General features: G+C 25.4%; 26 protein-coding genes. 23 read left to right on the forward strand and 3 right to left on the reverse strand.

Annotation, left to right across the window (positions count from 1 at the left end):
• Nucleotides 1-29 precede the first annotated feature (29 nt).
• The 21 genes from uvrA (at nucleotide 30) to QEG99_RS01160 (ending at nucleotide 22,581) form a co-directional block, all read left to right on the forward strand.
• The gene (gene uvrA, locus QEG99_RS01060; RefSeq protein ID WP_280102160.1) at nucleotides 30-2,876 is read left to right on the forward strand and encodes an excinuclease ABC subunit UvrA; all 2,847 of its coding nucleotides are present in this window, start codon (nucleotides 30-32) and stop codon (nucleotides 2,874-2,876) included.
• Complete coding sequence (hprK, locus tag QEG99_RS01065) at nucleotides 2,860-3,777, forward strand: HPr(Ser) kinase/phosphatase (RefSeq protein WP_280102161.1); 918 nt, start codon at nucleotides 2,860-2,862, stop codon at nucleotides 3,775-3,777. The genes uvrA and hprK overlap by 17 nt, the downstream gene beginning before the upstream one ends.
• Complete coding sequence (gene lgt, locus QEG99_RS01070; protein WP_280102162.1) at nucleotides 3,770-4,771, forward strand: prolipoprotein diacylglyceryl transferase; 1,002 nt, start codon at nucleotides 3,770-3,772, stop codon at nucleotides 4,769-4,771. Before hprK ends, lgt begins: the two co-directional genes overlap by 8 nt.
• Before the next feature lie 13 nt (nucleotides 4,772-4,784).
• Nucleotides 4,785-5,702, forward strand: a complete 918-nt coding sequence (locus tag QEG99_RS01075) for an NAD(P)/FAD-dependent oxidoreductase (RefSeq protein ID WP_280102163.1) — start codon at nucleotides 4,785-4,787, stop codon at nucleotides 5,700-5,702.
• 148 nt (nucleotides 5,703-5,850) lie between these two features.
• Nucleotides 5,851-7,875: a hypothetical protein gene (locus tag QEG99_RS01080; RefSeq protein ID WP_280102164.1), complete on the forward strand. Its 2,025-nt coding sequence runs from the start codon at nucleotides 5,851-5,853 to the stop codon at nucleotides 7,873-7,875.
• A 194-nt stretch (nucleotides 7,876-8,069) separates the two neighbouring features.
• Complete coding sequence (locus QEG99_RS01085; protein WP_280102165.1) at nucleotides 8,070-8,741, forward strand: hypothetical protein; 672 nt, start codon at nucleotides 8,070-8,072, stop codon at nucleotides 8,739-8,741.
• Between the two features lie 368 nt (nucleotides 8,742-9,109).
• Nucleotides 9,110-9,802 (forward strand): hypothetical protein, encoded by a 693-nt coding sequence (locus QEG99_RS01090; protein WP_280102166.1) that lies wholly within the window; start codon nucleotides 9,110-9,112, stop codon nucleotides 9,800-9,802.
• 240 nt (nucleotides 9,803-10,042) lie between these two features.
• Nucleotides 10,043-10,630 carry a hypothetical protein gene (locus QEG99_RS01095; RefSeq protein WP_280102167.1) on the forward strand — a complete coding sequence of 196 codons (588 nt, stop codon included), beginning with the start codon at nucleotides 10,043-10,045 and terminating at the stop codon, nucleotides 10,628-10,630.
• An 80-nt stretch (nucleotides 10,631-10,710) separates the two neighbouring features.
• Nucleotides 10,711-11,328, forward strand: coding sequence for a hypothetical protein (locus QEG99_RS01100; RefSeq protein WP_280102168.1), 618 nt, complete (start codon nucleotides 10,711-10,713; stop codon nucleotides 11,326-11,328).
• 172 nt (nucleotides 11,329-11,500) lie between these two features.
• Entirely contained in the window at nucleotides 11,501-12,181 is a 681-nt protein-coding gene (locus tag QEG99_RS01105; protein WP_280102169.1) for a nuclease-related domain-containing protein, read from the forward strand.
• Nucleotides 12,171-12,905, forward strand: coding sequence for a YgjP-like metallopeptidase domain-containing protein (locus QEG99_RS01110; protein WP_280102170.1), 735 nt, complete (start codon nucleotides 12,171-12,173; stop codon nucleotides 12,903-12,905). Before QEG99_RS01105 ends, QEG99_RS01110 begins: the two co-directional genes overlap by 11 nt.
• Nucleotides 12,906-14,114, forward strand: a complete 1,209-nt coding sequence (gene cysS, locus QEG99_RS01115) for a cysteine--tRNA ligase (protein ID WP_280102171.1) — start codon at nucleotides 12,906-12,908, stop codon at nucleotides 14,112-14,114.
• A gap of 9 nt (nucleotides 14,115-14,123) precedes the next feature.
• Nucleotides 14,124-14,798, forward strand: a complete 675-nt coding sequence (rlmB, locus tag QEG99_RS01120) for a 23S rRNA (guanosine(2251)-2'-O)-methyltransferase RlmB (RefSeq protein ID WP_280102172.1) — start codon at nucleotides 14,124-14,126, stop codon at nucleotides 14,796-14,798.
• Between the two features lie 140 nt (nucleotides 14,799-14,938).
• Nucleotides 14,939-15,352: a hypothetical protein gene (locus tag QEG99_RS01125; RefSeq protein ID WP_280102173.1), complete on the forward strand. Its 414-nt coding sequence runs from the start codon at nucleotides 14,939-14,941 to the stop codon at nucleotides 15,350-15,352.
• Between the two features lie 32 nt (nucleotides 15,353-15,384).
• Nucleotides 15,385-15,531, forward strand: coding sequence for a 50S ribosomal protein L33 (gene rpmG / locus QEG99_RS01130; protein ID WP_280102174.1), 147 nt, complete (start codon nucleotides 15,385-15,387; stop codon nucleotides 15,529-15,531).
• A complete protein-coding gene (gene secE / locus QEG99_RS01135; protein ID WP_280102175.1) occupies nucleotides 15,531-15,740 on the forward strand; it encodes a preprotein translocase subunit SecE in 210 nt (69 codons plus the stop codon). Before rpmG ends, secE begins: the two co-directional genes overlap by 1 nt.
• Nucleotides 15,740-16,327, forward strand: a complete 588-nt coding sequence (gene nusG / locus QEG99_RS01140; protein ID WP_280102176.1) for a transcription termination/antitermination protein NusG — start codon at nucleotides 15,740-15,742, stop codon at nucleotides 16,325-16,327. The genes secE and nusG overlap by 1 nt, the downstream gene beginning before the upstream one ends.
• 128 nt (nucleotides 16,328-16,455) lie before the next feature.
• Complete coding sequence (locus QEG99_RS01145; RefSeq protein ID WP_280102177.1) at nucleotides 16,456-17,826, forward strand: BMP family ABC transporter substrate-binding protein; 1,371 nt, start codon at nucleotides 16,456-16,458, stop codon at nucleotides 17,824-17,826.
• 58 nt (nucleotides 17,827-17,884) lie between these two features.
• On the forward strand, nucleotides 17,885-19,435 hold the full coding sequence (locus tag QEG99_RS01150; protein ID WP_280102178.1) for an ABC transporter ATP-binding protein: 1,551 nt from the start codon (nucleotides 17,885-17,887) through the stop codon (nucleotides 19,433-19,435).
• On the forward strand, nucleotides 19,428-21,650 hold the full coding sequence (locus QEG99_RS01155; protein ID WP_280102179.1) for an ABC transporter permease subunit: 2,223 nt from the start codon (nucleotides 19,428-19,430) through the stop codon (nucleotides 21,648-21,650). The genes QEG99_RS01150 and QEG99_RS01155 overlap by 8 nt, the downstream gene beginning before the upstream one ends.
• A 1-nt stretch (nucleotide 21,651) precedes the next feature.
• Nucleotides 21,652-22,581, forward strand: a complete 930-nt coding sequence (locus QEG99_RS01160) for an ABC transporter permease (protein WP_280102180.1) — start codon at nucleotides 21,652-21,654, stop codon at nucleotides 22,579-22,581.
• A 208-nt stretch (nucleotides 22,582-22,789) separates the two neighbouring features.
• Here QEG99_RS01160 and QEG99_RS01165 read toward each other — a convergent pair whose 3' ends face one another.
• The 3 genes from QEG99_RS01165 to QEG99_RS01175 all read right to left on the reverse strand — a co-directional run bounded on the left by QEG99_RS01165 (nucleotide 22,790) and on the right by QEG99_RS01175 (nucleotide 24,196).
• On the reverse strand, nucleotides 22,790-23,200 hold the full coding sequence (locus QEG99_RS01165) for a hypothetical protein (RefSeq protein ID WP_280102181.1): 411 nt from the start codon (nucleotides 23,198-23,200) through the stop codon (nucleotides 22,790-22,792).
• Nucleotides 23,200-23,520, reverse strand: a complete 321-nt coding sequence (locus tag QEG99_RS01170) for a hypothetical protein (protein ID WP_280102182.1) — start codon at nucleotides 23,518-23,520, stop codon at nucleotides 23,200-23,202. Before QEG99_RS01170 ends, QEG99_RS01165 begins: the two co-directional genes overlap by 1 nt.
• Nucleotides 23,521-23,839: 319 nt before the next feature.
• Entirely contained in the window at nucleotides 23,840-24,196 is a 357-nt protein-coding gene (locus tag QEG99_RS01175) for a hypothetical protein (protein ID WP_280102183.1), read from the reverse strand.
• Nucleotides 24,197-24,261: 65 nt separating this feature from the next.
• On the opposite strand from QEG99_RS01175, the gene efp reads away from it, so the two are divergent.
• A complete protein-coding gene (gene efp, locus QEG99_RS01180; protein WP_280102184.1) occupies nucleotides 24,262-24,825 on the forward strand; it encodes an elongation factor P in 564 nt (187 codons plus the stop codon).
• Nucleotides 24,825-25,142 (forward strand): MMB_0454 family protein, encoded by a 318-nt coding sequence (locus QEG99_RS01185; RefSeq protein ID WP_280102185.1) that lies wholly within the window; start codon nucleotides 24,825-24,827, stop codon nucleotides 25,140-25,142. Before efp ends, QEG99_RS01185 begins: the two co-directional genes overlap by 1 nt.
• The last annotated feature ends 9 nt before the right edge of the window (nucleotides 25,143-25,151 follow it).

Genomic DNA, 25,151 nt, shown 5'->3' on the forward strand with positions numbered 1-25,151 from the left:
TAAATTCTTTTATTCTGTATAATTATGACATGAAAAATACACACGATTTTATCACTATTAAAGGTGCAAGAGAAAATAATTTAAAAAATATTGATGTTGTTATTCCTAAAAACAAATTAGTTGTTTTTACAGGAGTATCTGGATCTGGAAAATCCTCTTTAGCTTTTAACACAATTTACGAAGAAGGACGAAGAAGATATGTTGATTCGCTTAGTTCCTATGCAAGACAATTTTTAGGAGGAACTAAAAAACCTGATGTTATGTCAATTGATGGACTTTCACCAGCTATTTCAATTGAGCAAAAAACCACCAATAATAATCCTCGTTCAACAGTTGGAACGATTACTGAAATTTATGACTATTTAAGATTATTATATGCGAGAGTTGGTCGCCCTTTTTGTCCTAAACATAAAAATGAAATTACAAATCAAAAAACTAAAGAAATTGTTGATGCTATTTATAAATTTCCCGTTGATTCAAAACTTTATATTCTCTCTCCAATTGTAGTCAATGAAAAAGGAACTCAGCAGCAAGTTCTAGCAAAATTAAAAAGAGAAGGATTTATTAGAGTTAAAATCGATGGCGAAATTTATTTATTAGATGATGAAATTAAATTAGATAAAAATAAAAAACATAGTATTGAAATCGTGGTTGACCGTTTAATTTTAAATTCAGATAATCGCAATCGAATTACAGAGGCAATTGATTTAGCTGCTGACTATTCAGGAGGGATAGTTAATGTTGAAATAATTGATCAGCAAATAATAACTTTTTCTAAATTACAAGCATGCCATTTTGGTGATTTTAATATGCCAAAAATTGATACAAAATTATTTTCATTTAATGCACCAAGTGGAATGTGTTCTGAATGTAAGGGAATTGGAATAACTTTAAAAGGTGATTTTCATTTATTAGTACCTAATAAAGAATTATCTTTAGCGCAAGGAGCTGTAAAAATTTTTGGAACTCCAATTAATAAAAAATCAATTGAATGAAAAGAATTTGAAATATTAATGAATGAATATGATATTGATATTAATAAACCAATTTATAAAATGACTAATGATGAACTCGAAATTATAAAATACGGTGCTGATAAAGAAATTAGCTATTCAATTGTTTCTGAAAGTGGAAATTTATATAAAAGAGAAAGAAGAATTGAAGGTATTATTGATAGAATTGAAGAAAGATATTTATCTACTAGTAGCGAAGATTTAAGAACTTGATATAAAAAATTTATGTCAGAATTTGATTGCTCCGCTTGCAATGGATCGAGATTAAATAAATATGCATTAGCTGTAAAAATTAATGATTTAAATATTTTTGAATTTGTTAATTTATCAATTGAAGATTCACTAAAAGTGATTGAAAATTTAAATATTAACGAATTTGAAAAAGAAGTTTCTCAAATGGTAGTTAACGAAATTCAATCCCGTTTAACCTTTTTAAAAAATGTTGGCCTTGAGTATTTATCTTTACATCGAAAAGCAGAAACTCTTTCAGGTGGCGAATCGCAAAGAATTAGATTAGCAACACAAATCGGTTCCAATCTAACTGGAGTTTTATATGTTTTAGATGAACCTTCAATTGGTTTGCACCAAAAAGATAATCAAAAACTTATTGATTCACTAAAACAGATGGTTGAAATTGGAAATACTTTAATTGTTGTAGAGCATGATGAAGAAACAATTTGATCAGCTGATCATATTGTTGATATAGGTCCTTTAGCAGGTAAACATGGTGGACAATTAATTGCTCAAGGGACAGTTGAAGATATTATTAATAGTCCTTTATCAGAAACTGGTAAATTTTTATCTGGTCAAAAACAGATAAAAATTCCTGCAAAACGAAGAGCAGGTAATAATCAATTCATTGTTATTAAAGGAGCTCAAGAAAATAATTTAAAAAACATTGATGTAAAAATTCCTTTAGGTAAATTTGTTGCTATAACAGGGGTATCTGGTTCTGGTAAAAGTACTTTAATAAATGAAATTTTAGTTAAAGGAATTGAAAGAAAAATTTCTCAAGAACCAGTTAAAACTGGTAAGCATAAAGATATTGAAGGAATTTATAATATTGACAAAATTATTCAAATTACTCAGTCTCCAATTGGTAGAACACCTAGATCTAATCCCGCTACTTATACTAGTGTATTTGATGATATAAGAGATGTTTATGCTAATTTAGAAGAATCACGAAGTCGTGGTTATTTAAAAGGTAAATTTTCTTTTAATGCTTCTGACGGAAGATGCGAAAAATGTTGAGGAGATGGTTCTTTAAAAATTGAAATGCATTTTCTACCTGATGTTTATATAACTTGCGATCATTGTGAAGGCACCAGATATAAAAGTGAAATATTAGAAATTAAATATAAAAACAAAAATATTGCAGATATTTTAAATATGACAGTTGAAGATGCTTATGATTTTTTTTCCAATCGTCCTAAAATAGCTCAAAAACTAAAAACATTAATGGATGTTGGTTTAGATTATATAACTTTAGGTCAATCAGCAACTACCTTGTCAGGCGGTGAAGCGCAAAGAGTAAAACTAGCAAAATTTTTACAAAAAAAACCAACTGGCAAAACACTTTATGTTCTAGATGAGCCTACTACAGGATTGCATTCGCTTGATGTTTTAAAATTAATTGATGTTTTAAATCGTTTAGCAGATCAAGGTGAAACAATTTTAGTAATCGAACATAATTTAGATTTAATTAAAGTTAGTGATTATATAATTGATTTAGGACCTGGAGGTGGTATTAATGGAGGGACAATAGTTGCAACAGGCACACCTGAGCAAGTGGCATTAAATGAAAATTCATTTACTGGCCAATATTTAAAAGGAGTATTATTAAATAATGGAAAAAAGAGTTAGTGTCGATAAAATAATTAAAGATTTTTATTTAATTAAACTTAATGAATTTCCTAATGCTTTTATTGAAAGACCATCTATTAATCGGGCGGGACTTTTATTAGGTGGTAATTTTAAAAGAGAAACTTTAACAAAAAATATTGTTGGTTGAGGAACTAACGAATCAGAATTTCTTCTTTCATTAAGCGAAGAAAAAAGAAAAAAAGCTTTAAAAACAGTTATTGGTGCCTTGCCGCCACTGTTATTATTATCAATTGGTTTTTCAGCAAATTTATATCAAGAAGTATTACAAATTGCTGAAAAATATAAAGTTCAAGTTGTTAAAAGTCAAGAACATTTATCAACATTAATTGCTAATATCGGTAGTTATTTAACTGAATATTTTGCAAAAACTGTTTCTGTTCATGGTTGTGCTGTTTTAGTAAATGGAGTAGGGGTAATGATAATTGGCCCTTCTGGTGCTGGTAAATCGGAAGCCGTTTTGGAATTAATTCAAGAAGGACACACATTTGTAACTGATGATACAGTAGTAATATCGCGACTTGGAAATCGCTTTATCGGTAAACCAGCCACAATTACTCAAGATTTTCTAGAAGTAAGAGGGATAGGTTTGATTGATATAAGACACACTTATGGTTCAAGTATGATTAGAGCAAAATTAGACATAGATTTAGTTTTAGAGTTAGTACCAGATAATGAAAATATTATTTTTGATCGTCTAGGAAAATGAGACTTGGAGTATAATATTTTAGACGGTGCAATTCAAAAAATACAAATCCCCGTTAAGCAAGGGAGAACTATTTCTTCTCTAGTTGTAGCAGCAGTAAATGCTTATTTAGTAAGAAAAGATGGTTTAGATCCGTTACAAAAAATTCAAGAAAGGATATTAAAAGAAAATGAATAATCAAGAATTAATTGAAAAATTCGGCAGACCATTTTCAGTCGGTGAAGCTTATGAAATATTTCCTGGATTTCCAGTTTATAGTTTTATGATCTTTTTAGGAATGGTATTTGCGATTTTAACAATTGCCTTTTTCTGAAAACGTGAAAATCTTAATTTTGATCATTTATTTGTTTTAATTATCATTACAATCCCTTCATCAATTATTGGTGCAAGATTAGGATTTATATTTGAACAAATATCTGTTGGAAATGGTGGTTCATTAAAAGATAATTGGTGAAACATCCGAAGTGGAGGACTTTCGATTCAATGAGGAGTTATTCTTTCCGCTTCTTTAGATTTAGTTTATGTTTTTATAAAAAGAAAAGAACTAGATTATCGTAAATGTTTATCAATTATTTTGCCAACAGTTTTAATTGGACAAGCAGTTGGTAGATGAGGTAATTTTACAAACCACGAAGTTTATGGAAAACAGGATTTAACTGGAGAATGAACATTATGATTGGGGCCAATTATTTCCAAAAATATGTTTATTAGTGATGCTGTTTATCCTAATGGAGCATTAAGAATTCCGCTATTTTTCTATGAATTTTTAACTTCATTAATCGGTTATATAATTATTGTTTGAATTTTAAATTTCTTCAATTGATTAAAACCGGGAGTAACAGCAGGATTTTATTTAATATGGTACGGTATAGTTAGATCATCGATGGAATTTTTAAGAGAAGAATCATATGTAATTTACTTTGTATTAGCAATTTTTTACATCATTTTCGGAATCGCTCTTTCCGTTTATTACCAGTTTTTTGGTAATTATGTTTATAAAATTGTTGATAAAAAACTTAAAATTGAAAAACGAGAAAGATATAAAGCAGAGAAAAAACCAATTGGTAAAGCTTATTGAATTTTTTATGAAAGAATTAATTATGAAATTCAAGAGCAACAAACAGACGCTCAAAAGCAACTAAAATTAGAAAAAAATACAAACAAAATGTAATAAAGGAGAAAAAATGGAAAAAATTTATGATGTAATCATTATTGGAGCTGGACCTTCAGGATTATCAGCTGCAATTTATGCTTCAAGAGGTAATTTATCAGTAGCAATTGTTGAAAAAGGTGCTCCAGGTGGAAAAATGGTAGCTCAATCAAAAATTGAAAACTGGCCTGGAGATAAAATGGTTATGGGAGCTGATTTAGCTTTAAGAATGTATGAACACGCCATTGAATATGGTGCAGAACATTTATACGGAGAAGTAGAAACAGTTAAATCACTTTCGGAGTTTGAAAAAGAAGTTCATTTAAAATCAGGAAATGTATTAAAAGCAAAATCAGTAGTTATTGCTACTGGAATGAACGAAAGAAAACCAATGGATGTTGAAGGAATTTTAGAATTTGAACATAAAGGTGTTTCTTATTGTGTAATTTGTGATGGACCATTATATGGAAAAAATCCTGCCATTGTTATTGGTGGTGGAAATTCAGCAGTTGAAGAAGGGGCATTTTTAGCTTCAATCGCTTCTGAAGTTCATGTTTTCGTTCGTGATGCAAAATTTATAGCAGAACCAAAACTAGTTGAAGAACTAATGGCTAGAGACAATGTTAAGGTTCATTTCAACTCGAGAGTTTTAAAATTAATGGGAACTAACTCACTTGAAAAAGCACTTGTAGAAATTGACGGAAAACAACAAGAATTAAAAGTTGCATCTGTTTTCCCATACATAGGATTTATTCCTGCATCAAGTATGGTTAAAGATTTAGGAATTGTTGAACCTAATGGCTTTATCAAAGTTGATCAATTCCAAGAAACCAAAGTTAAAGGAATTTATGCTGTTGGAGATATTACTCAAAAAGAAATTCGTCAAATTATTACAGCTACAAATGACGGTGGTATTGCTGGAAAAATTTTAACTAACAGATTAGGAAAATAATTTATAAATTAATATTTTATAAAAAAAATAAGTTGGAAAGCAACTTATTTTTTTATGCAAAAAATTACTAAAATTCACTTTTTTATGCAAAAAATGCCTCTTATTTCCAAAAAAAAAAAAAAAGTATAATGCTAAAAAGGGGCATTAAATGAAAAAGAGCAAACCAAAGTTATTTTTTTGAAAACTTTTATTAGTTTTTAGTTTTATCTTTTTTACATTTTCTTGCAATTCAAATAAAAATGATAATATCAATATCAATATTTTAAATTCAGATTTAAACAAAAATAAAAACAGCGATAGTCAATTTAATAATAATATAAATTTAATAAATGATGATAAACAACAAAAAGAAGTTAATCAAATTATTAATTTAACTTTAGAAAAAAGAGTTTCTGCAAATAAAGAAGCACAAAGATTAAAACAATCACATAGTGGAACTTTTTCTAATACACAAGTTTCAGGTATTTATTTAGATCCTCAAAAAATTTATAATTTCAAAATAACTATTAATGAAAAAATTGAAGAAAATAGTTTATCAATTTTTTCATTGCAAAGTTATTATGTTGATCCAGTTGATAAAAATGAAAGTTTTAAAGCAGATTTTAGAAGTTTAGCTAAAAATGCTCGATGATTAAAACAAGGGGTAAATGAAATTACATTTGATTTAACTAATAATAAATATGGAACGAGTTTATTTTTTGACAATTTAACTGAAAAAGATATTAGTTTAAAAATCGAAAATTTATCCACTTTTAATCGATGAAAAAATATGAGTTTTTATCAATATAAACCAAATGATCTATCTTCATTTTTAATTTATATTAATAGTTTAAAGGAAAACTATCAACAAGTGCCTGTAACATTTTTAGAATTTATCGATCCATTAAAAGGCGGAATTCAAATTTATGTAGGATCAAAGCAAGTAAAATCACTTTTTATCGACCATTTTCAATTAGATAAAAAAGAAGAGGATGCAAAATATTATTTAGAAAATTATTTTACTAAAACATTATTTAAGTGATTGGATGAACTGGGATTATACAATGGACAAACTACTGATAAAAATGATTTTCAAAATAAATTAACAACATTACCAATGTTTATAATCGCTACTGAAAACATTAAAAATCCTTCTCCATATTTTGCTTGGTATCAATTCATTCATTTAGCACCTGATTTTGTAGATAAATTTTTAGAAAATCCAATGTATTTATATCATCGCTTATTAAACCATGAAAAGGGGCATTTAATTGATAATCAAGACATAGAAATTTCTGAACAAACAAATAATTTATATGTCTTATATGCAAATATAATTTGAATGAAAAAAGAATTAAAATTTGATGGACAAAATTCATTAAAAGTAAATCAATTAATTGAAAATGTTATAATGGATAAAAGGTTTTTAAAAGCCCAAAAAATGTATGAACAATATTTTAATAAGTTATATAAAAATGAAAAAGATGCTCAATCATTTTTATATAATAACGATAATAAATCATTTAATTTACTTTCATTTTGATTTTTAACAACAGAATATTTAAATAATTTAAATTATCAAAATTATAATTATCAATTTAATAATTTATATTTTAGTGAATTAAATGAATTAAAAGAGAAATTTGGTATTTTCGGCTTATCGCAAAGAATATTAAGAGAAAATACTTTATTAAAGCAATTAAATATTGACAAATTGTTTAATAAAGTTGATAAATACAATCGCTTAATTTTAATGTTTACAATTGCTAGCGGATTTGATTTTGCTAACATCTTTTCTCGTTTTAATTTTCTTGATATTGATTTAGAAGTGATTAATTTTACTAGTCAATATCCAATTATTGACAAAAAAATTGAATATTATTCAATTAGTGCTATTAAAAAACTTTATCAAAATTTAAAAATTTTTGATAAAAAAACAAATATAAAAATTAATTTTACAAATGAAATTAATAATGAAAATCAAATTGAAATATCTTCCACCTTCGAAAAGCAAGAATACCAAAATTCAGCAATTGCCTATGAACTTTATGTTGATAATGAGCTTAAATATTATTCAACTAAAAATCAATTTATTATTAATAAAAAAAATTTATTAAATAAACACATTTTTGTTAAAGCATACGATTATCAATTAAATGAAAGTGCTATTTCCAATATTTTGTTTATTAAATAATTTAAATAAAATTTTAATCCCCTTAATTTTAAGGAGATTTTTTATTTTTTCTTATCTATATTTTGAAAATTTAATTAAAATAGGTTAAAAATGATAAAAATACTGCATTTTTTAACCATTTTTCCTGATATATCAAAAAAAAAAAAAAAAGTAGATTTTCTTTTAAAATTATTTCTATTAAACGAAAGGAAATTATGACAAACAAATTAAAAAACTTATTATTCACTTTAGGTGGAACAGTAACAACTATTTCTACATTGGCAATGGCTGTTTCATGCGGTGATACAGTTAAAAAAGATGAAAAAGGAGAAAAAGTTGAAGATCCAGCAAAATCTACCACTCCAGCTAATCCTACAAATCCAGTAGATAATAAAGTGTATCAACATAATGATCCTGTTATAACTGAAATTATGAAATCAGACGATATTTCAGGACAACCAAATGCAAAAGTTCCCGAAATAACATCAAGTACAGAAAGTTATAAAGATTGAACATTTAATTTTGAAAGATCTTCAGTAACATCAGACTCTATAACATTTGATTTATATGTTGGAGATAAAAAATTAGCTGATAATAAATCGTTTAAATTAGTTTTAGTTGAAATGGAACAAAATGGAACTAGTGCAAAAACAAATGGTCAAACATTTGAAGTAACAGGAACATATGTTGAAGAAAAAACATCTAAATTTATGGGAAGAGATTTAACAGTTCCTGCTCACTATTCATTTAAAGTTAACACAACTTCAAAACAAGGGGATTTTAGTGTTTTAGGAATTAAATCACTTTCAGTAGTGGATAGTAGTAGTAGTAGTAGTAGTAGTAGTTCAAGTGAAACAACTTTAACATTAACACAAAAAACAGTTTAATAACTTAATTTAAATTATTTTTACTGCATTCATTAATTTATTAAAATAAAATAATGTAATTTTGAATTTATTTATATATTTGTTTTCGTTTTAAATTTAAAATAGTGAAATTTTATATTATTTAATTTTGATAAGAATTAAATGATTTATGTCAGAGATATAATTTAATTTAATAATTTAATTAAATGCCTATATAAATTGGGCATTTTTTTATATTTTATTTAGCAAAAAACAGCTATAAAATTACAAAATTTAGTAAAAAAGTGTAAAAACTAGCAATTTTTCAACTCTTTTTATTGATATATCAAAAAAAAAAAAAAAAAGTAGATTTTCTTTTAAAATTATTTTTATTTAAACGAAAGGAAATTATGACAAATAAATTCAAAAAAGCATTATTTAGTTTAGGAACACTAGCTTTAAGTGCTTCTACATTATCTATGGTAATCTCATGTGGAGATAAAACCAAAGAAGAAACTAAAAAAACTGAAACTCCAAGTCAAGGAGGATCTCAAACAACAACTCCAGGGCAAGGAGGAGATCAATCAACAAATCCAAGCCAAGGAGGATCTCAAACAACAACACCTAAAGAAGGAGAAACTCCAAAAGAGGGACAAAATCCAGGACAAAGCGGTTCTCAAACAACAACTCCAGCCGAAGGTCAAGGTTCAACTAGTGGAAATCAAACAACAGCACCTAAAGAAGGAGAAAATTCAGAAAAAGGCGGAACTCAAACAACAACTCCAACTGAAGGACAGGATTCAAATAACGGAACTCAATCTTCAAAATCTCCAGAACAAGGAGATTCAAGTTCTGAAGCACAAGCATCTAAAAATGAAAATGGTACTTCAAGTTCAGAATCAAAATCAGAAGAGGCTTCTAAAAAAGAGGGAGAAACTTCAAGCGAAGGAAGTCAAACTTCACCAACTCAAGGACAAGAAAACTCAACCGGAGAAGGACAACAAAGTCAAGAAGGATCAACTTCTTCAACAACAGGAAGCAGTGAACAATCACAAGATTCTCAAGCAACAGGAACATCTTCAAGTTCTACAGAAGCAAAATAAAAAATTTATAATTTAATTTTTAAAAAATAAATTAATTAACTTAAATTAAAAATAAAATTTAAATAAATTTATCTTTTTTCATATCAAAAAAGAATACTTTTGTTATAAAAATATATAAAAAGGCGAATTTTTAACTAAAAAATCGCCGTTTTTGCTATGAATTTATTTTTTTAATTAAATAATAATATTAATAATGTAAAATGTTTCCATAATTTTTAAAATTTAAAACGAAAGGAAATTATGACAAATAAATTTAAAAAAACATTATTTAGTTTGGGGACATTAGCATTAACTGCTTCTGCAGTATCAATGGTAATCTCATGTGGAAATACTGTTAAGGAAGATAAAACACCTAAATCTGAGGATCCTAAAAATCCTGGTACTCCTAGCACTCCAGTTGCTTCAACAAGCAAAGTACTTCAATTAGTGGAAAAAAATAGAGAAGAAATGATTTTCACTACAACCGACTCTGATTTTGCTAATGTTGATTTTAAATTCGAAAAATCTTCATCAAAAACCGAAGTTTCAGGAAGTACTACTACAAAAACAATGGTTTATGATTTATATTTAAGCGGAAATAAAAAATTAGCAGAAAATGAACAATTTAAAATTACATTTTATGAATTAAATCAAGATGGAAGCGAAAAATCAAGTGGACAAAAATTTGAAGTAACAGGAACATATGTTGAAGAAAAAACATCAAAAGTTATGGACAAAGAATTAACAGTTCCTGCTCATTATTCATTTAAAGTTTCAACAACTGCTTCTGGAAACTTTGAATCATTAGGATTTAAAAATATTGAAGTTGTTAAATTAGCAAATAAATAAAATACAAACAAACCAAAAAATAGATATATAAATTAATAACATTCGCTTGGATGTTATTAATTTTATAAATGGAGATATTTATGAAAACAAAATTGAAAAAATGATTATTTTATTTTGCATCTATAACTACTATTTTTTCATTTGCTAGCCTTTCTATTTCATGTAAAAAAGCAGAAAGCACAGAAAAACAAAATGATATAGTTAATCCAAATTTAAATGACAAAGATTCGCCTAATAAAAATAAGGAAAATCCATCTGAAAATCCAAAAGATAAAAAGGATGATGTAAATAAAGTTGAACCACCTAAAAATACAGAAGAACCAGTTAAAAAAACTACTGAGATGGTTACGACGGTATTACCACTATATTTAAAAGATGAAATGTGAAGTTTATATAGTACAAAAAAAGTTGGTTTTGAAAACTGAGACTTTACAATTTATAAAGGTGTTAAAAACGGAAATAGTATATTTGATTTAGAATCAAATGTTTTACAAGCAAAAAAAATTAATGAAATTTATTTAAAATTTGCTCAAAAAAATGAAAACGGACAAATAAATGAACAGAGCAATACTGTTACAGTTAAAGGTACAAAAGTTGATAATAAATATACATTTATTGTTGAAAGAGAAAATCAAGATATTATATATGAACTACTTGAACCATATGAATTAAAATTAGTTTCAGAAGAATTTAAATAAAAATTATATTTGGTAAAAACGGATTTTTAACAATTGAAAATCCGTTTTTTATTTATTTTTTTTAAAAAAATTTATTTCTTATTTAAACTATTTCTTTTAGTTGTTTAAATATTGTTTAATTTGCTTAAATTTGTTTATAAAAAAAGTATAATTATTTTAATGAAAGGAAACAATGAGTAAAGAACAAACATTAATGATTGTAGGATTAAGTTTAGGGTTGTTTTTTGTTTTACTTGTTTTTTGTTTTGTAGTTTTTTTTAAAATAAATTATTTAAGAAAATGAAATCAACAAGAAAAATTAGGAAAACAAGCCGAAATAAAAATAAATGAAATTTTAAATAATTGAGCTAAAAGACATAATTTTTTCTTTATTTTTAGCAATTTATTTAAATACGGCGATCGACAATTATTTGAGGTTGATGGAGTTTTATTAACTGATAAAGCTGTCATAATAGTGGAAATTAAATCTATTAACGGAATAATTAAAGGAAATGCAAGTGATAAAAAGTTATTAAAAATTTTAGGAAAAAGAAAATATCCAATAACTAATCCAGTTTATCAAAACGATAAACACATTTATCATATTGATAAAATGTTAAATGGAAGATTTCCAATTTTATCATTAATTATTTTTTCAAATCGTGTTGAAAAATTGGAAATTGAAAATAATTTAAATCATGTAGTAATAATTACAGAATCGCAAATCGAACAAGAGTTGCATAATTTAAATTCTCAATTAGATGTTAAATTAGATTCGCAAATGCTTTTAAATATTAAAAATTCTTTTGAAAAGCATATAACACAGGAAAAAAAAGATTATTTAACTTTAAAGGCTTTTTCGAATGAAAAATAGTATTTTAAAAGAAAAAAAACCATTAAAGCCACCGACGAGAAAAAAAGAAAAAAAGTATCTTTTTGAAATCGAAAATCAAAAAGTGGAAGTATTTTTTAGAATTAGTAAAAAACATTTTTGTACTTTAAAAATAACAAGTAATAAAATTTTAGTTTTACATAATAAAACTTTACAAGAAAAAGAAATTGAAACACTTTTAAAAATTTTTTCAGAAAATATTAAAAATCATTTAAAAGCACAAAGAATTGATTTTGATAATCTTTATTTTTATTTTTTAGGTCAAAAATATGATTATCAAATTGCTCAAAAGGGACAATCTTTTTATTTTTCTAAACCAACATTTTTAAGTAAATATACTTTCAGAAATAACGAAGAGGAAAAAATAAAAGATAAACTAAAAGAGTTACTAGAAAGAGAATTTTTAAAATATTTAACTTCAAAAGTTAGATATTGAGAAAAGATAATGGAAATAAATTATGAAAATGAAATTGCATTAAGAGAAAAAAACTCAACCTGAGGAACTAACTACATTAAGCAAAAAAAGATTATTTTCTCCAAAAATCTATGAGCTTTTTCGCAAGAAATTATCGAATCGGTAATAATTCATGAATTATCACATTGTTTTTGGGGAGATCATTCTAAAAAATTTTGAGCAATTGTTTATAAATTTTGTCCAGATTATCAAATTTTAACTAAAAAACTTAATAAAAAGGAATTTAATTAAATGAAAAAAGAAAATTTATATTTATGCGGTCCGACTGTTTATAACCATGTTCATATTGGTAATATTCGTTCTTTAATGTTTTTTGACTTATGAAATCGGGTTAAAAAACATTTTAACTACGAAATTAATTATTTACATAATATTACCGATATAGACGATAAAATAATTCAAAAAGCAATTGAAGAAAATAAAAGCGAAAAAGAAATTAGTGAATATTACTATCAAGAATATTTAAAATTATTTGAAATTTATAACATCGAAAAACCAACAACGATTTTAAAAATAACTGATAAATTAAACTGAATAATTGAATATATCGATTTATTAATGAAAAATAATAGTGCATATAAAAGTGATGAAAATGTATTTTTTGATGTTTCTAGTTTTAATAAATATGGAATGATTTCAAATCGAGATTTAGAAAACAGTGAAGATAAGATTGATCAAAATTTTAATAAAAAAAATCCGCAAGACTTTGCTTTGTGAAAAAAAACGGATGTAGGCATAAAATATGATTCTCCTTTTGGTTTAGGAAGACCTGGATGACATACTGAATGTTCAGCAATGATCTACTATTATTTTAATAAACAGACAATAGATATTCATGGTGGCGGAATTGATTTAATTTTTCCTCATCATGAAAATGAAAATGCTCAGCACTTTTCATTAACTGATAAACCAATTACTCACTTTTGAAAGCATTCCGGTTTTTTAAATAAAGATGGACAAAAAATGTCTAAATCTATAGGTAATGTTTTATTAGCTAAAGATTTTGCAATTGAAAATGATCCTGATGTTTTTCGTCATTTAATTTTAAGTACCAATTTATCTAGTCCTTTAAATTTAACTAAAATATTAATAGAAGAAAATAGTAAAAAAATAGAACAATTTAAAAGAATTTATAATAAATATTATTTAGAAAAATTTGATTTAAAATCAGATGAAAATTTAAAAGATAAAATTTTAAATTCAATTTTAAATTTAGATTTTGCTTTAGCTAATAAAGAAATTAACAATTTACTAAAAGATTTTAATAATAGTAAAACTTTAATAGAAATTTGAAGAATTTTAGGTTTTAAATTTGCATTTAATGTGATTGATAATCAAGAAATCGAATTATATGATAGTTGAAAAAAAGCACGGAATGAAAAAAAATATGTTTTAGCAGATCGATTAAGAGAAAAATTGGCACTAAAAAAATTGATATAAAGGATAAAAATGAAAAAATATATTTGTGGTAAAAATTCAGTTTTAGAAGCAATTGAAAATAAATTGCCCATAATTAAAATTTATAGTTCAAAAATTAGAGAAATTAAAATTAAACATAATTATCAATTAATTGAAGTTGATAATAACTTTTTAAATAAATTGACTAAGGAAAATCATCAGGGATTTGTTGCAGAAATAAAAAATATTGATTTTGATGATCCTGAAATTATTTTTAAAGATAAACCACAAAAAATTTTAATTTTAGATCATATTCAAGATCCTCATAATTTTGGCGCAATTATTAGAACTGCTAACGCCTTTAATATCAAACACATTGTCATTCCAAAAGATCGTTCTGTTGATTTAAATGCAACAGTATTAAAAGTATCTTCAGGTGGCTTTGTGAATATGAAGTTTATTAAAGTTGCTTCAATTTCAGCATTTATTACTAAGTTAAAAAATCATAGTTTTTGAGTTTATGGATCGCTTTTAAACGATAAAGCTAAAGAAATTAATGATATGCATTTTAACTATCCTTTAGCTGTGGTTTTAGGTTCAGAATCTAAAGGAATTAGTAAAAGTGTTGAAAATTTATGTGACGAAAATTTTTACATTAAAATGCAAGGAACTGTTCAATCATTAAATGTTTCAGTTGCAGCAGGTATTATTTTATTTAAAATATAATCAAAAAAAGAAAAAGAAGGTGAATTATTAGAAAAAGAAAGAAAATTAATCGATTATTACTAGAAAATCAAGAACTGGTTTCAATAGCGGCAAAAGCAATTTTAAAAAAATTTAGATCTGTTCCTTTAAGCTATGATGATTTGTTTATTGAAGGACTTTCTAATTTAGGCGAAATTGTCAAAAGAGCAAATAAACAACGTTTAAAAGGAGAAAAATACAAATCATATTTATATAAATGAGTTTATTATACAATGTTATCAATATGCAGAAATTTTACCGACCAAAATAATCGGCTTTTAAATTTTTCATATGAATATAGTGATAATTTTCTTAACGAAAGAGAAAAAGAAGAATTTTATGATAATTTTTTAAAAATGGAATATCATGATTTTTTAAAAAATATACCAACAAAAGATTTTAAAATTTTATATCGTTTTTTTGTCGATAAATGATCAACTAGTAAAATATCAGCAGCTTTTAATATGAGCTCACAGAAAGTCAATGAAATTATTGATAATGTTAAAAAAATGGCCGCTATTTATCAAGAATTTTAATTTTAATTTAAAAATGATATAATTAAAAAACTATGTCTAAAGAGAAAATTACATTAAGTTGTCAAGAATGTAAATCGAAAAATTATGTTAAAAATAAATCAGTTAGTGCTTTAAGATTAACAATTAATAAATTTTGCAAAAAATGTAATAAAAAAACTCTTCATAAGGAAGAAAAATAATGGCGAAAAAGAAAATAGCGAAAAAAGAGAAAAAATATTATTTTAGAAACTGGGTTAAAGAAATAAAAAGAGTTAAATGACCAGATGCCAAAACATCTGGAAGCAATTTCTTTTTAATTATTTTATTTACAGTAATAACTGCAATTTTATTTTTAATAATAACTTTTGTGGTTACATTTATTTGAGCAAAAATGGGGGTAGGATTTTAATGGAAAAGGAAAATTTTAAATGATATATGGTTTCAACAGTTTCAGGAAAAGAAGACAAGGTAATCGAGTCATTAAATAATGTCGTTAAATCAGAGTTATTAGATGATCTATTTGAAGAAATCAAAATTTTTGAAGCACCACATCTTAGTCAAAAAGAAATTGAAAAGAAAATAAAAGGTGAACCTTTTAAAGTTAAAAAAGAAAATCTTTATAAAGGATATATATTCGTTAAAGTATTAATGGCTGATGATGTTTGATTTAAAATCAGAAATACCCAGTATGTAACAGGTATTATCGGTTCTTCAGGAAAAGGAGCAAAACCAACTCCAGTTTCTGAGCGTCAAATTAAAAAGATGTTTGAAGCAGAAAAAAAAGTTTGAGAAAAATTCAATTTAGGAATTATCGATTCGCCATTTAAACCAAATGTAATGGTAAAAATTTTAGAAGGTAGTTTTGCAGGAGAAATTGGAAGAGTAATTGAAACTGATGATCGTTTAGGAGAATCTTGGGTGGAAATTGAAGCATTTGGTAAAAAAGTTCCTACAAGTTTTTCTCATAGTGTTTTAGAATTAGTAAAAGAAAAGTAAAAATAAATTCATTTTGTTCAAAAATTTTAAATATTTTTGAACAATTTTTAATAAAAAAATGAATTTAATAACAAATTAAGAATTTTTATTATAATTTATTTATTCAAATAAAAGAAAAAAGGTGAAATATGAAATTAAATAAAAAACTATTTTTAGGACTAGGAAGTACTTTAACTGGTCTTTCGACAGTTGCAATGGTTGTTTCTTGTCAAGAAGAAATTGTTGATGTTAAAGCTCAACAAGATCAATCGCAACATTACCATAAAACTAATTATTCAAATATTAGTTCATTAGTTGAAAGTAAAAAAGCAGAAGTTGAAAAGGCAAAATCTGAAAATACTTTTAAAGAATTGAGAATTGGATTAGTTACTGCAGGTGGTGATGTTAATGATAAATCATTTAACCAATCAATGTGAGAAGCTGTTTCACAGCATTCATTACAAGTAGGTGCTACTTGAAATAGATCAGTAAATAGCCCTGGTGATAAATTAGCAAATACATATAATTCATTTATGGGGACTAATTTAAATGTTTGAGTTTTAACAGGGTTCCAACAAGCAGAAGCATTTGAAACATGATATAAACAAAATAAAGATTCATTTGATTCTAGAGATATAACAGTTATTGGTGTTGACTGATCATTGCCTGATGGTGTAGTTTCTCCAGGAAAATTAATTACTTTAAATTATAAAACAGAGGAAGCAGGATGAATGGCTGGTTATGCAATTGCTGACTATTTATCAACAAAAGAACAAGATGATAACAAAAGAAAAGTTGCAACATTTGGTGGAGGAACTGGAGCTGGTGTTCTTGATTTTATAGCTGGATATTTACAAGGTATTCATGACTATAATGCTGAAAGCGGAAATTCTAAAAAAACTAAATTAAATACTAGCAACTTAGAATTATCAACTGGATTTGATGCTCAAGATGCTTCAAATGTAAGAAAAGTTGAAGTAACAGTGTCTTCAGAGGATCCAAAAGCGGTGTTTCCAGTAGCTGGTTCATTATCAGGAACTGCATTAGAAGCAATTAAAAAAGCAAATAAAGGTCAATTAATTATCGGAGTGGATACTGACCAATCTAAAGCATTTGAACAGGATGCAAAATACTTCTTCACTTCCGTAGAAAAAAGATTAGGATCTACACTTTACCGTGTATTAACTGATTTATGATTACAAAAAGGCGCAAATTCAGATATATTATCAGGATTTAGTGCCACATCAAATGCAGCAATTAGAGATGGATATTTTAATGGCTTTGTTGATTTATCAGAAACTACACTAGCAGAAACTGATAAAACAGTAGCAAAAGCATCAATTGAAAAAGCAAAACAAAAATTTACTCAAAAAGTTGAAGCTGTAAAAAGCAAATATGAAAATGATAATAAAAAAGTTGATGTTAAAAAAGAATTTAATATCCCTGTAATGACTATTAGTCCTGATCCAAAAAATGCAGAAGCACTAAATGCTCTAGCAGCTAAAATAAATGCACAATAATAAAAATTTAAAAAATAACTTGTTATGAGTTATTTTTTAATTGTAATATGGAGAAAAAATGGAAAGAAATAATGATTTTGCTGTCCAGTTTATTAATATTACAAAACAGTTTGGAACAATAATTGCCAATAAAAATATAAATATCGACATTAAAAGAGGTACCATTCATGCTCTTATAGGAGAAAATGGTGCTGGAAAAAGTACGTTAATGTCTATATTGTTTGGATTATATTCTCCAACAAGTGGAAATATTAAAATAAATGGTCACAGTATGTACATTAAAGATCCTAACCAAGCTAATGAACTGGGTATCGGTATGGTTCATCAACATTTTAAATTAGTTATGGCATATACTAATTTAGAAAATATTATTTTAGGTGATGAATTTGTCCAAAAAGGATTTTTAGATAAAAAAACAGCTATTGAAAAAATTAAAACGATTCAAAATAGATATAATTTACACTTTGATTTAAATCAAAAAACCGGGGATGCAACAGTTTCTACACAACAAAAAGTAGAAATTATGAAAATGCTTTATCGTGATGCGGAGATTTTAGTTTTTGACGAACCAACAGCCGTTTTAAATCCGCAAGAGATTGATGGTTTATTAGAAACAATGAAAGTTTTTAAAGAAAGTGGTAAAACAATCATTTTCATTACTCATAAACTTAATGAAATTAAGGCGGTAGCAGACGAAGCAACAGTTATTAGACACGGTGAAGTTGTTAAAAAATTCGAAACATTAGAAGATGTTACTTCTTCTATGATGTCTGAAGCAATGGTTGGTAAAAAAGTTGTTATGCCTAAAAACGATTTAGAAGAGCCGATAAGTGATGAAATAGGTTTTGAATTTAAAAATGTTAGTGCCAAACATTTAAAAGGTATTAATAATGTTTCATTTGCTATTAATCGTGGAGAAATTTTAGCAATTGCTGGTGTTGAAGGAAACGGTCAAGAAGAAATTGAATTTGTTGCATCAGGAATGTTAAAACCAACTTCGGGTGAAGTTCTTATCTATAAGAAAAATGAAAATGGTGAAAATATTGGCAAAAATATCACTAAATTTTCAGTTATGAAAAAATCTAAGGAAAAAATTTCTTATATTCCAGGAGATAGACATAAACACGGTTTAATATTGGATTTTTCAATTGGTGAAAATTCTATAATAAGAAGATTATATGATAAAGAATTTAATAAATTTGGAATTTTATCAAATAAAAAAACTAAAAACTTTTATAAAGAAATTGAAAGTCAATTTGATGTAAGGGGCGGTAGAAACGGATCATCTTTAGCTCGTTCTCTGTCTGGTGGTAATCAGCAAAAAGCAATTGTTGGTAGAGAAATGCTAACCGATCATGATTTTATTATCATTATTCAACCAACAAGAGGACTTGACGTTGGGGCTATCAATTCAATTCACAATAAAATATTAGAAGAAAAAAAACAAGGAAAAACAATTTTATTAATTTCATATGAATTAGATGAAATTTTAAGTTTAGCGGATTCTGTTATAGTTATTAATAAAGGTGAAGTTTCGGAAAAAAGATCAATTAAAAACATTACTAGAAATGAAATAGGTCTATTAATGGCAGGAGTTAAAAATGAATAATCAAGAAATTAAAAAAGATAATGTATTTACAAAAATTTCTAAATTCTTTTATGAAGAAGAGAATATTTCTGCTAGAAAAAAAGTTTTTAGATCTTTATGAGCATTAACTATCGGAATTTTAATTGCACTTTTATTCATTTACTTATTAGGTTCTAACCCCTTAACTATTATTAGAAGAATGATAAACATTGTCTCTTCCAATAGACATTCAACTAAATTTTTAATAACAATATCGATGTTTATTTTTAGTGCCATAGCCGTCGGTATCGGATTTAAATCTTCAATGTTCAATATTGGAGTACCGGGTCAGATGATGACATCGGGATTAGTTTCGATAATTGTCCTATCTTATTTAAATCCAGTTCAAAATTCGATAATTGAAGTTTCTAGTCCGACACTACTAGCGGCATTATTAGCGGGTGTGGCATCAGCTATGATAGTTGGATTTATTGCTGGTATTTTAAAAGCTTATTTAAACATAAATGAAGTTATTAGTACAATTTTATTAAACTGAATTATTTACTTTATTTGTTTTCAATTATTTCAAGGTATAGGAGAAAGCAACTTTGCTGTACCTAATGGTACATTTAACACACCAACAAGTAAAGAAATAATCTTTTCAAATCCATTTTTCAGATCAGTTTCTTTTGGATATATAGTTTTAGCTATAACAATTTTATTTGCAATTGGAATGTGATTTGTATTGAAAAAAACATCCATCGGTTATAAAATAAAAATGACTGGTGTTAATAAAGATGCGTCTAAATATTCAGGAACAAACGAGAAAAAATTAATAGTTTCAGTTTTATCCTTTTCAGGTGCTCTTGCGGGTGTTGCTGGATTTTTATGATATTTATTTGCCTTTAAGAAAATGAGTATAGGAGTTGGTCCAGATGCAATTGGATTTGACTCAATTGCTATTTCATTAATTGCACAAAATTCTCCTTTAGGTTCAATTTTTACTGGTATATTTTATGGATTTATTACTATCGGATTTGAAGGTGTTGAAGTTTTAAATAAACAATTAAATCAAGAAGCAATTCAAATGATTTCAGGAACCATTATTTATTTAGCAGCAATTTCGGTTGTTTTTGCTAAATTTAGACCAATTTCTAAATCAGTAAAATATCTACTATTATTAAAAAGTTACTATTTCTTAAATAATGAAAATGAATATTATTTATATAAAACTAAACTACAAGAAATTAAAAAACTAAAAAGTAAATACAAAGATAATAGAGAAATTTCGGAAAAATTAGAAAATGATATTAAATTTTTAGAATCATTTACACAACATTTAAAATCTCAACATAAAGATTCTGGAAATTTATTTAAACAGGAAAAAGAAAAATATTTAAATAATATTAATTTACTTGAATCGGAATTTGCTCAAGATAGTAATAAAAACAATGATGTTAAATATTTAAATAAAAAATCATTAATCATTACTCAATATGCAGATACTTTATCTAAATTATATAAAGAAAGAAGAATCAGCGGATTTAAAGCATATTGATTAATTAAAAAACTTTTAAAATCGAAATATAAAATTTCTAAAAAAGCTATTAACATTGCTAATGCTGAAAATCGTCCAAGATGAAAAGAACTTAAAAATGAGTTAAAAGAAGACTTTTTCAAAAAAGCAGAAAAAAATAGCAGTTTATCAAAATTATCATTTAAAGAATTTTTCAATTCATATAATGAAAGTGTTAAATTATTAGAGGAAAAATATAAAGAAAATTCTGAAGATTTCCAAACTGATCAACAATTTTTATTAGAAAAAAATTCTTTAATCGATGAAAATATTGAAAACTTATTAAATTTATATAAAAATGAACAAATTTCAATTAAAAAAGTTAATGAAATTTCATCTAAATTACTAAAAGAGAAACAAACATTATTAAATTCAATGCCTGATCAAGAGGTTGATTTTAATCTTATTAATGAAGAATTTTCATTAAAATTAAACGACATTACTAAATATTTAAATGAAAATAAAGATTTAAATAAACTTAATTTATATAAAGAAATTAATGATAAAAAAAGACTTATTAATCGTGAGTTAACTGAATTAGGATACTACGATAATAAAATCTTAAAAGAGCAACATAAATCACTTATAATTGAAGTTAAATCAGATTATAAAGAATATAAAAATAAAGTTGCTAGTGAAATTCAAAAAAGATATAAATGACTTAAAATGGAGGTAAACTAATATGAGTATATTTTGATTAATATTAATCCCTTCATTGGTTTATTTTGTAATTCTTTCAATTTCTTCTCTTTCGGCAATGTTTTCAGAAAGAGCCGGAATAGTAAATGTTGGAATTGAAGGTATGATAATTATCGGGGCAACATTTTACGGTATATTTGGACAAATATTTAAAGTTTCTTCGCCTTGAATGCAAATTCCTTTATTTTTAATAGCGGCATTGGCTGGTGGACTGTTTTCAATGCTTCACGGTTTTGTTACTATTAAGTTAAAAGGGGATCATACTATTTCTGGTATTGCATTAAATTTATTAGCACCAGCAATAGCAATATTTGTTTTAAAACGTTTTGGAAATGCAAATAAAATTCAATCATCAGTTCAAGAATTAGCATTATCACAAAACTCAATTAACGATTGACAAAACATTATTTCTTTAAAATTATTAATTGTTATTTTAGTTTTTGTAACAGCAATTATTTTAATGAATAAAACTAAATGAGGATTAAGATTTAAAGCAATTGGTGAAAATCCTCAAGCAGCTGATGCAGCTGGAATTAATGTTAATTTCTTTAAATGACAAGGAGTTATCATTTCTGGAATATTAGCAGGATTAGCAGGAGGAGTTCTTTTCCAACAAAAAGGAGTGTCCTTTAGTGGTTCAGCAGATGGAATGGGATTTGTCGCTTTAACTATATTGATTATGGGACGATGAAAATCTTCATTAATTTTAGTTTTTGCACTATTTTTCTCATTAATATTAGGTCTTGCTTCCGTGATCGGAACTGGTGCTGGAATATTTGAAACGGTAAAAGAATATGGAAAATTAATTAATACAATTCCTTATATATTAACATTTGTTGTATTAATTTTCTCTTCAAAACGAGTTCAAGGACCGGCTGCAGCTGGACAACCATACGACAAGTCAAAACGGTAATATTAAAGTTATAAATACCACTTTATTGTGGTATTTTTTTATTTAAATAACAATAATATAAAACAAAATAATAGTTTATTTTTATCACTAATAAATTTTAGATTTAAAGATATTTATAAATAAGTGATGGTTAAAATAAATAAAATTTAAATTAATATTAGATAAAAAAAGTAGATAATCATAATTTAAGATTATCTACTTTAATTATTTATTGATTTTGTTCTATTTTTATTAAAGGTCTTGAAATATATTTAATAGCTGCTATCATTGAAACTAAACTTATAAACATTCCAATTAAAAATAGTTTTATATAAAGGCTATTATCTATTTCTTTTTCTTTGTAAAAATTATAAATTACTATAGCACTTAAAATTGAAACTATTAATATATTTGCTGATAAAAATTTAAATAATAATTCACTTGTTTCTAACAAAAGCGGAAAAATCTCTTCTTTAGGTACAATAGCACTTTCTTTATTATTAAATTCAAAATTTATTTTTTGAATAAGACCGATAAAAAACAATATAGTTGCAATTAGTGCAAATATTATTTCAAAAATTACAAAAACTATAATTGCAATTGATAAGTTTTTATTAATATTTGTTTCTCTATTTTTCATTAAATTGCTATCTCTTTTTTAATAAATGTGTATTTTATAGGGAAAATGGCATTAATTAATTTATTTTCAGGCAAATTTAAAAGCTGAATATTTTCTTTGTTTTTATTTCTAAAATTGATAACTTTTATTAAATTAATTATAAATAAAATTAAAAATGTCAAACCTATACCATTTAATAAAACCGATCATAAAATAAGAAACACTAATCAACCAACAGTTTTAGTTTTATCATTTATATTGGCACCTAATACAAATGTTAAAATGTAAATTACAAGAAAAAAAGTTGCTATTCATTGAAAAATTCCGGTTGTTTTTTTCATTTTGGTTTTCTCCTTTGTTCATTAAAATGTAAATTTAAAATAATTTTATTATTAAATATTTACAACATAATTATATTTATTTCCAGACATTAGTAATATAAATTTTTTGATATATTAAATTATAAAATCAAAAAAAAAAAAAAACTATATAGCATATCATTATTTTGTTATTTTTTTACTTTTTATATTATAATTTAATACATTTTTAACACAATTAACAAATAATTATTTTTAGTTAGTAACATTTTTAAAAATGATCATAATTTAAATTAGTAATTTAAAAACAGAATCGCCACTTGATTCTGTTTTTTATTTAAAATTATAATAAAATTGATTTACCAACTATTCATGCAATACCAATAATACATAAAGTTAGTCCGCCGATAATTGGAGCAAATTGTTTAGTTTTTTCTCAAATTGGTAAATACATTTTAGTATCTTCGTATTTAACTATTGTACTTTCTTTAATTCTATTTTGCTTTTTATATTCAATCAATTGTTTGTTTTTATATTTTTCAGCATTACTTTTAGTTTTTGAATACAGAAAAAATATTGCAATTCCCAAAATTAAAAACAAACTACCAAATAAATAGTTCATTCAACTTGGTAATCCTGAATAATCATTCGGTCTTAAAGGTGCAACTTTGCTTGTGCTTTCAAAAAGTTTTAATATCATATACTTATAATTATAAACATTTTTTAAAAATTATTATATAATTTAAATAGTTTTTAGGAGGAAAAATGTTTAATGTCAATGATTTTAAACCTGGTATAACTTATCAGGAAAACGGAGAAATCTTTATTGTTTTAGAATCACAACACTCAAAACAAGGAAGAGGTCAAGCGACAGTAAAGGCAAAAGTTAAAAATTTACGAACAGGCGCAACAACAATCAAATCTTATACAGGTGGTGATAAAGTAGAAAAAGCCCACATTGAAAAAACAGGAATGAATTATTTATATAATGACGGCACTGCAATTGTTTTGATGGATGAAGAAACATTTGAACAAATTAATATTGAAAATTCTAAAGTTGAATGAGAAATGAATTTTCTTAAAGACGGACAAAAAGTTATTGTTAGAAAATTTGAAAATGAAATTTTAGATATTGAACTACCAATCAATGTTGAATTAAAGGTGATTGAAGCTCCTGAAGCTGTAAAGGGAAATACTACAACTAACCCACAAAAAAAAGTTGTTTTAGAAACTGGATTTGAAGTTGAAACTCCAATGTTTATCAAAGAGGGAGAAATCATTGTGGTTTCTAGTGAAACTGGTAAATATGTTGGAAGAGCGGGAAAATAATGGACTATGTTATAGTAAATTATGGATTAAACCAAATTTATACAGTTCACAAAAAAACATTTGAGCAAACAGTGGAAGCGATTTTTAGTAAAAGTACAAATTTTAAATTAGGTAAAAATTTAAAGATTATTGTTAATAGTACTAATACTAATGTTTCAATTGAATTTGATTTTTACTCTTACCAAAGTCAAAATGAGTTTTCACAACGATTAACTAATTTAATCGAAAAAATAAAAGATGCAGTCAAATTATTAATAAGAGTAGATGTCGAAAATATTTCGATGAATTATTTAGGAAAATTAAATAGAAAGAAATAGTGAAAAAAT

It is taken from the genome of Mesomycoplasma lagogenitalium (genome assembly GCF_029854295.1).
GTDB lineage: Bacteria > Bacillota_I > Bacilli_A > Mycoplasmatales > Metamycoplasmataceae > Mesomycoplasma_A > Mesomycoplasma_A lagogenitalium.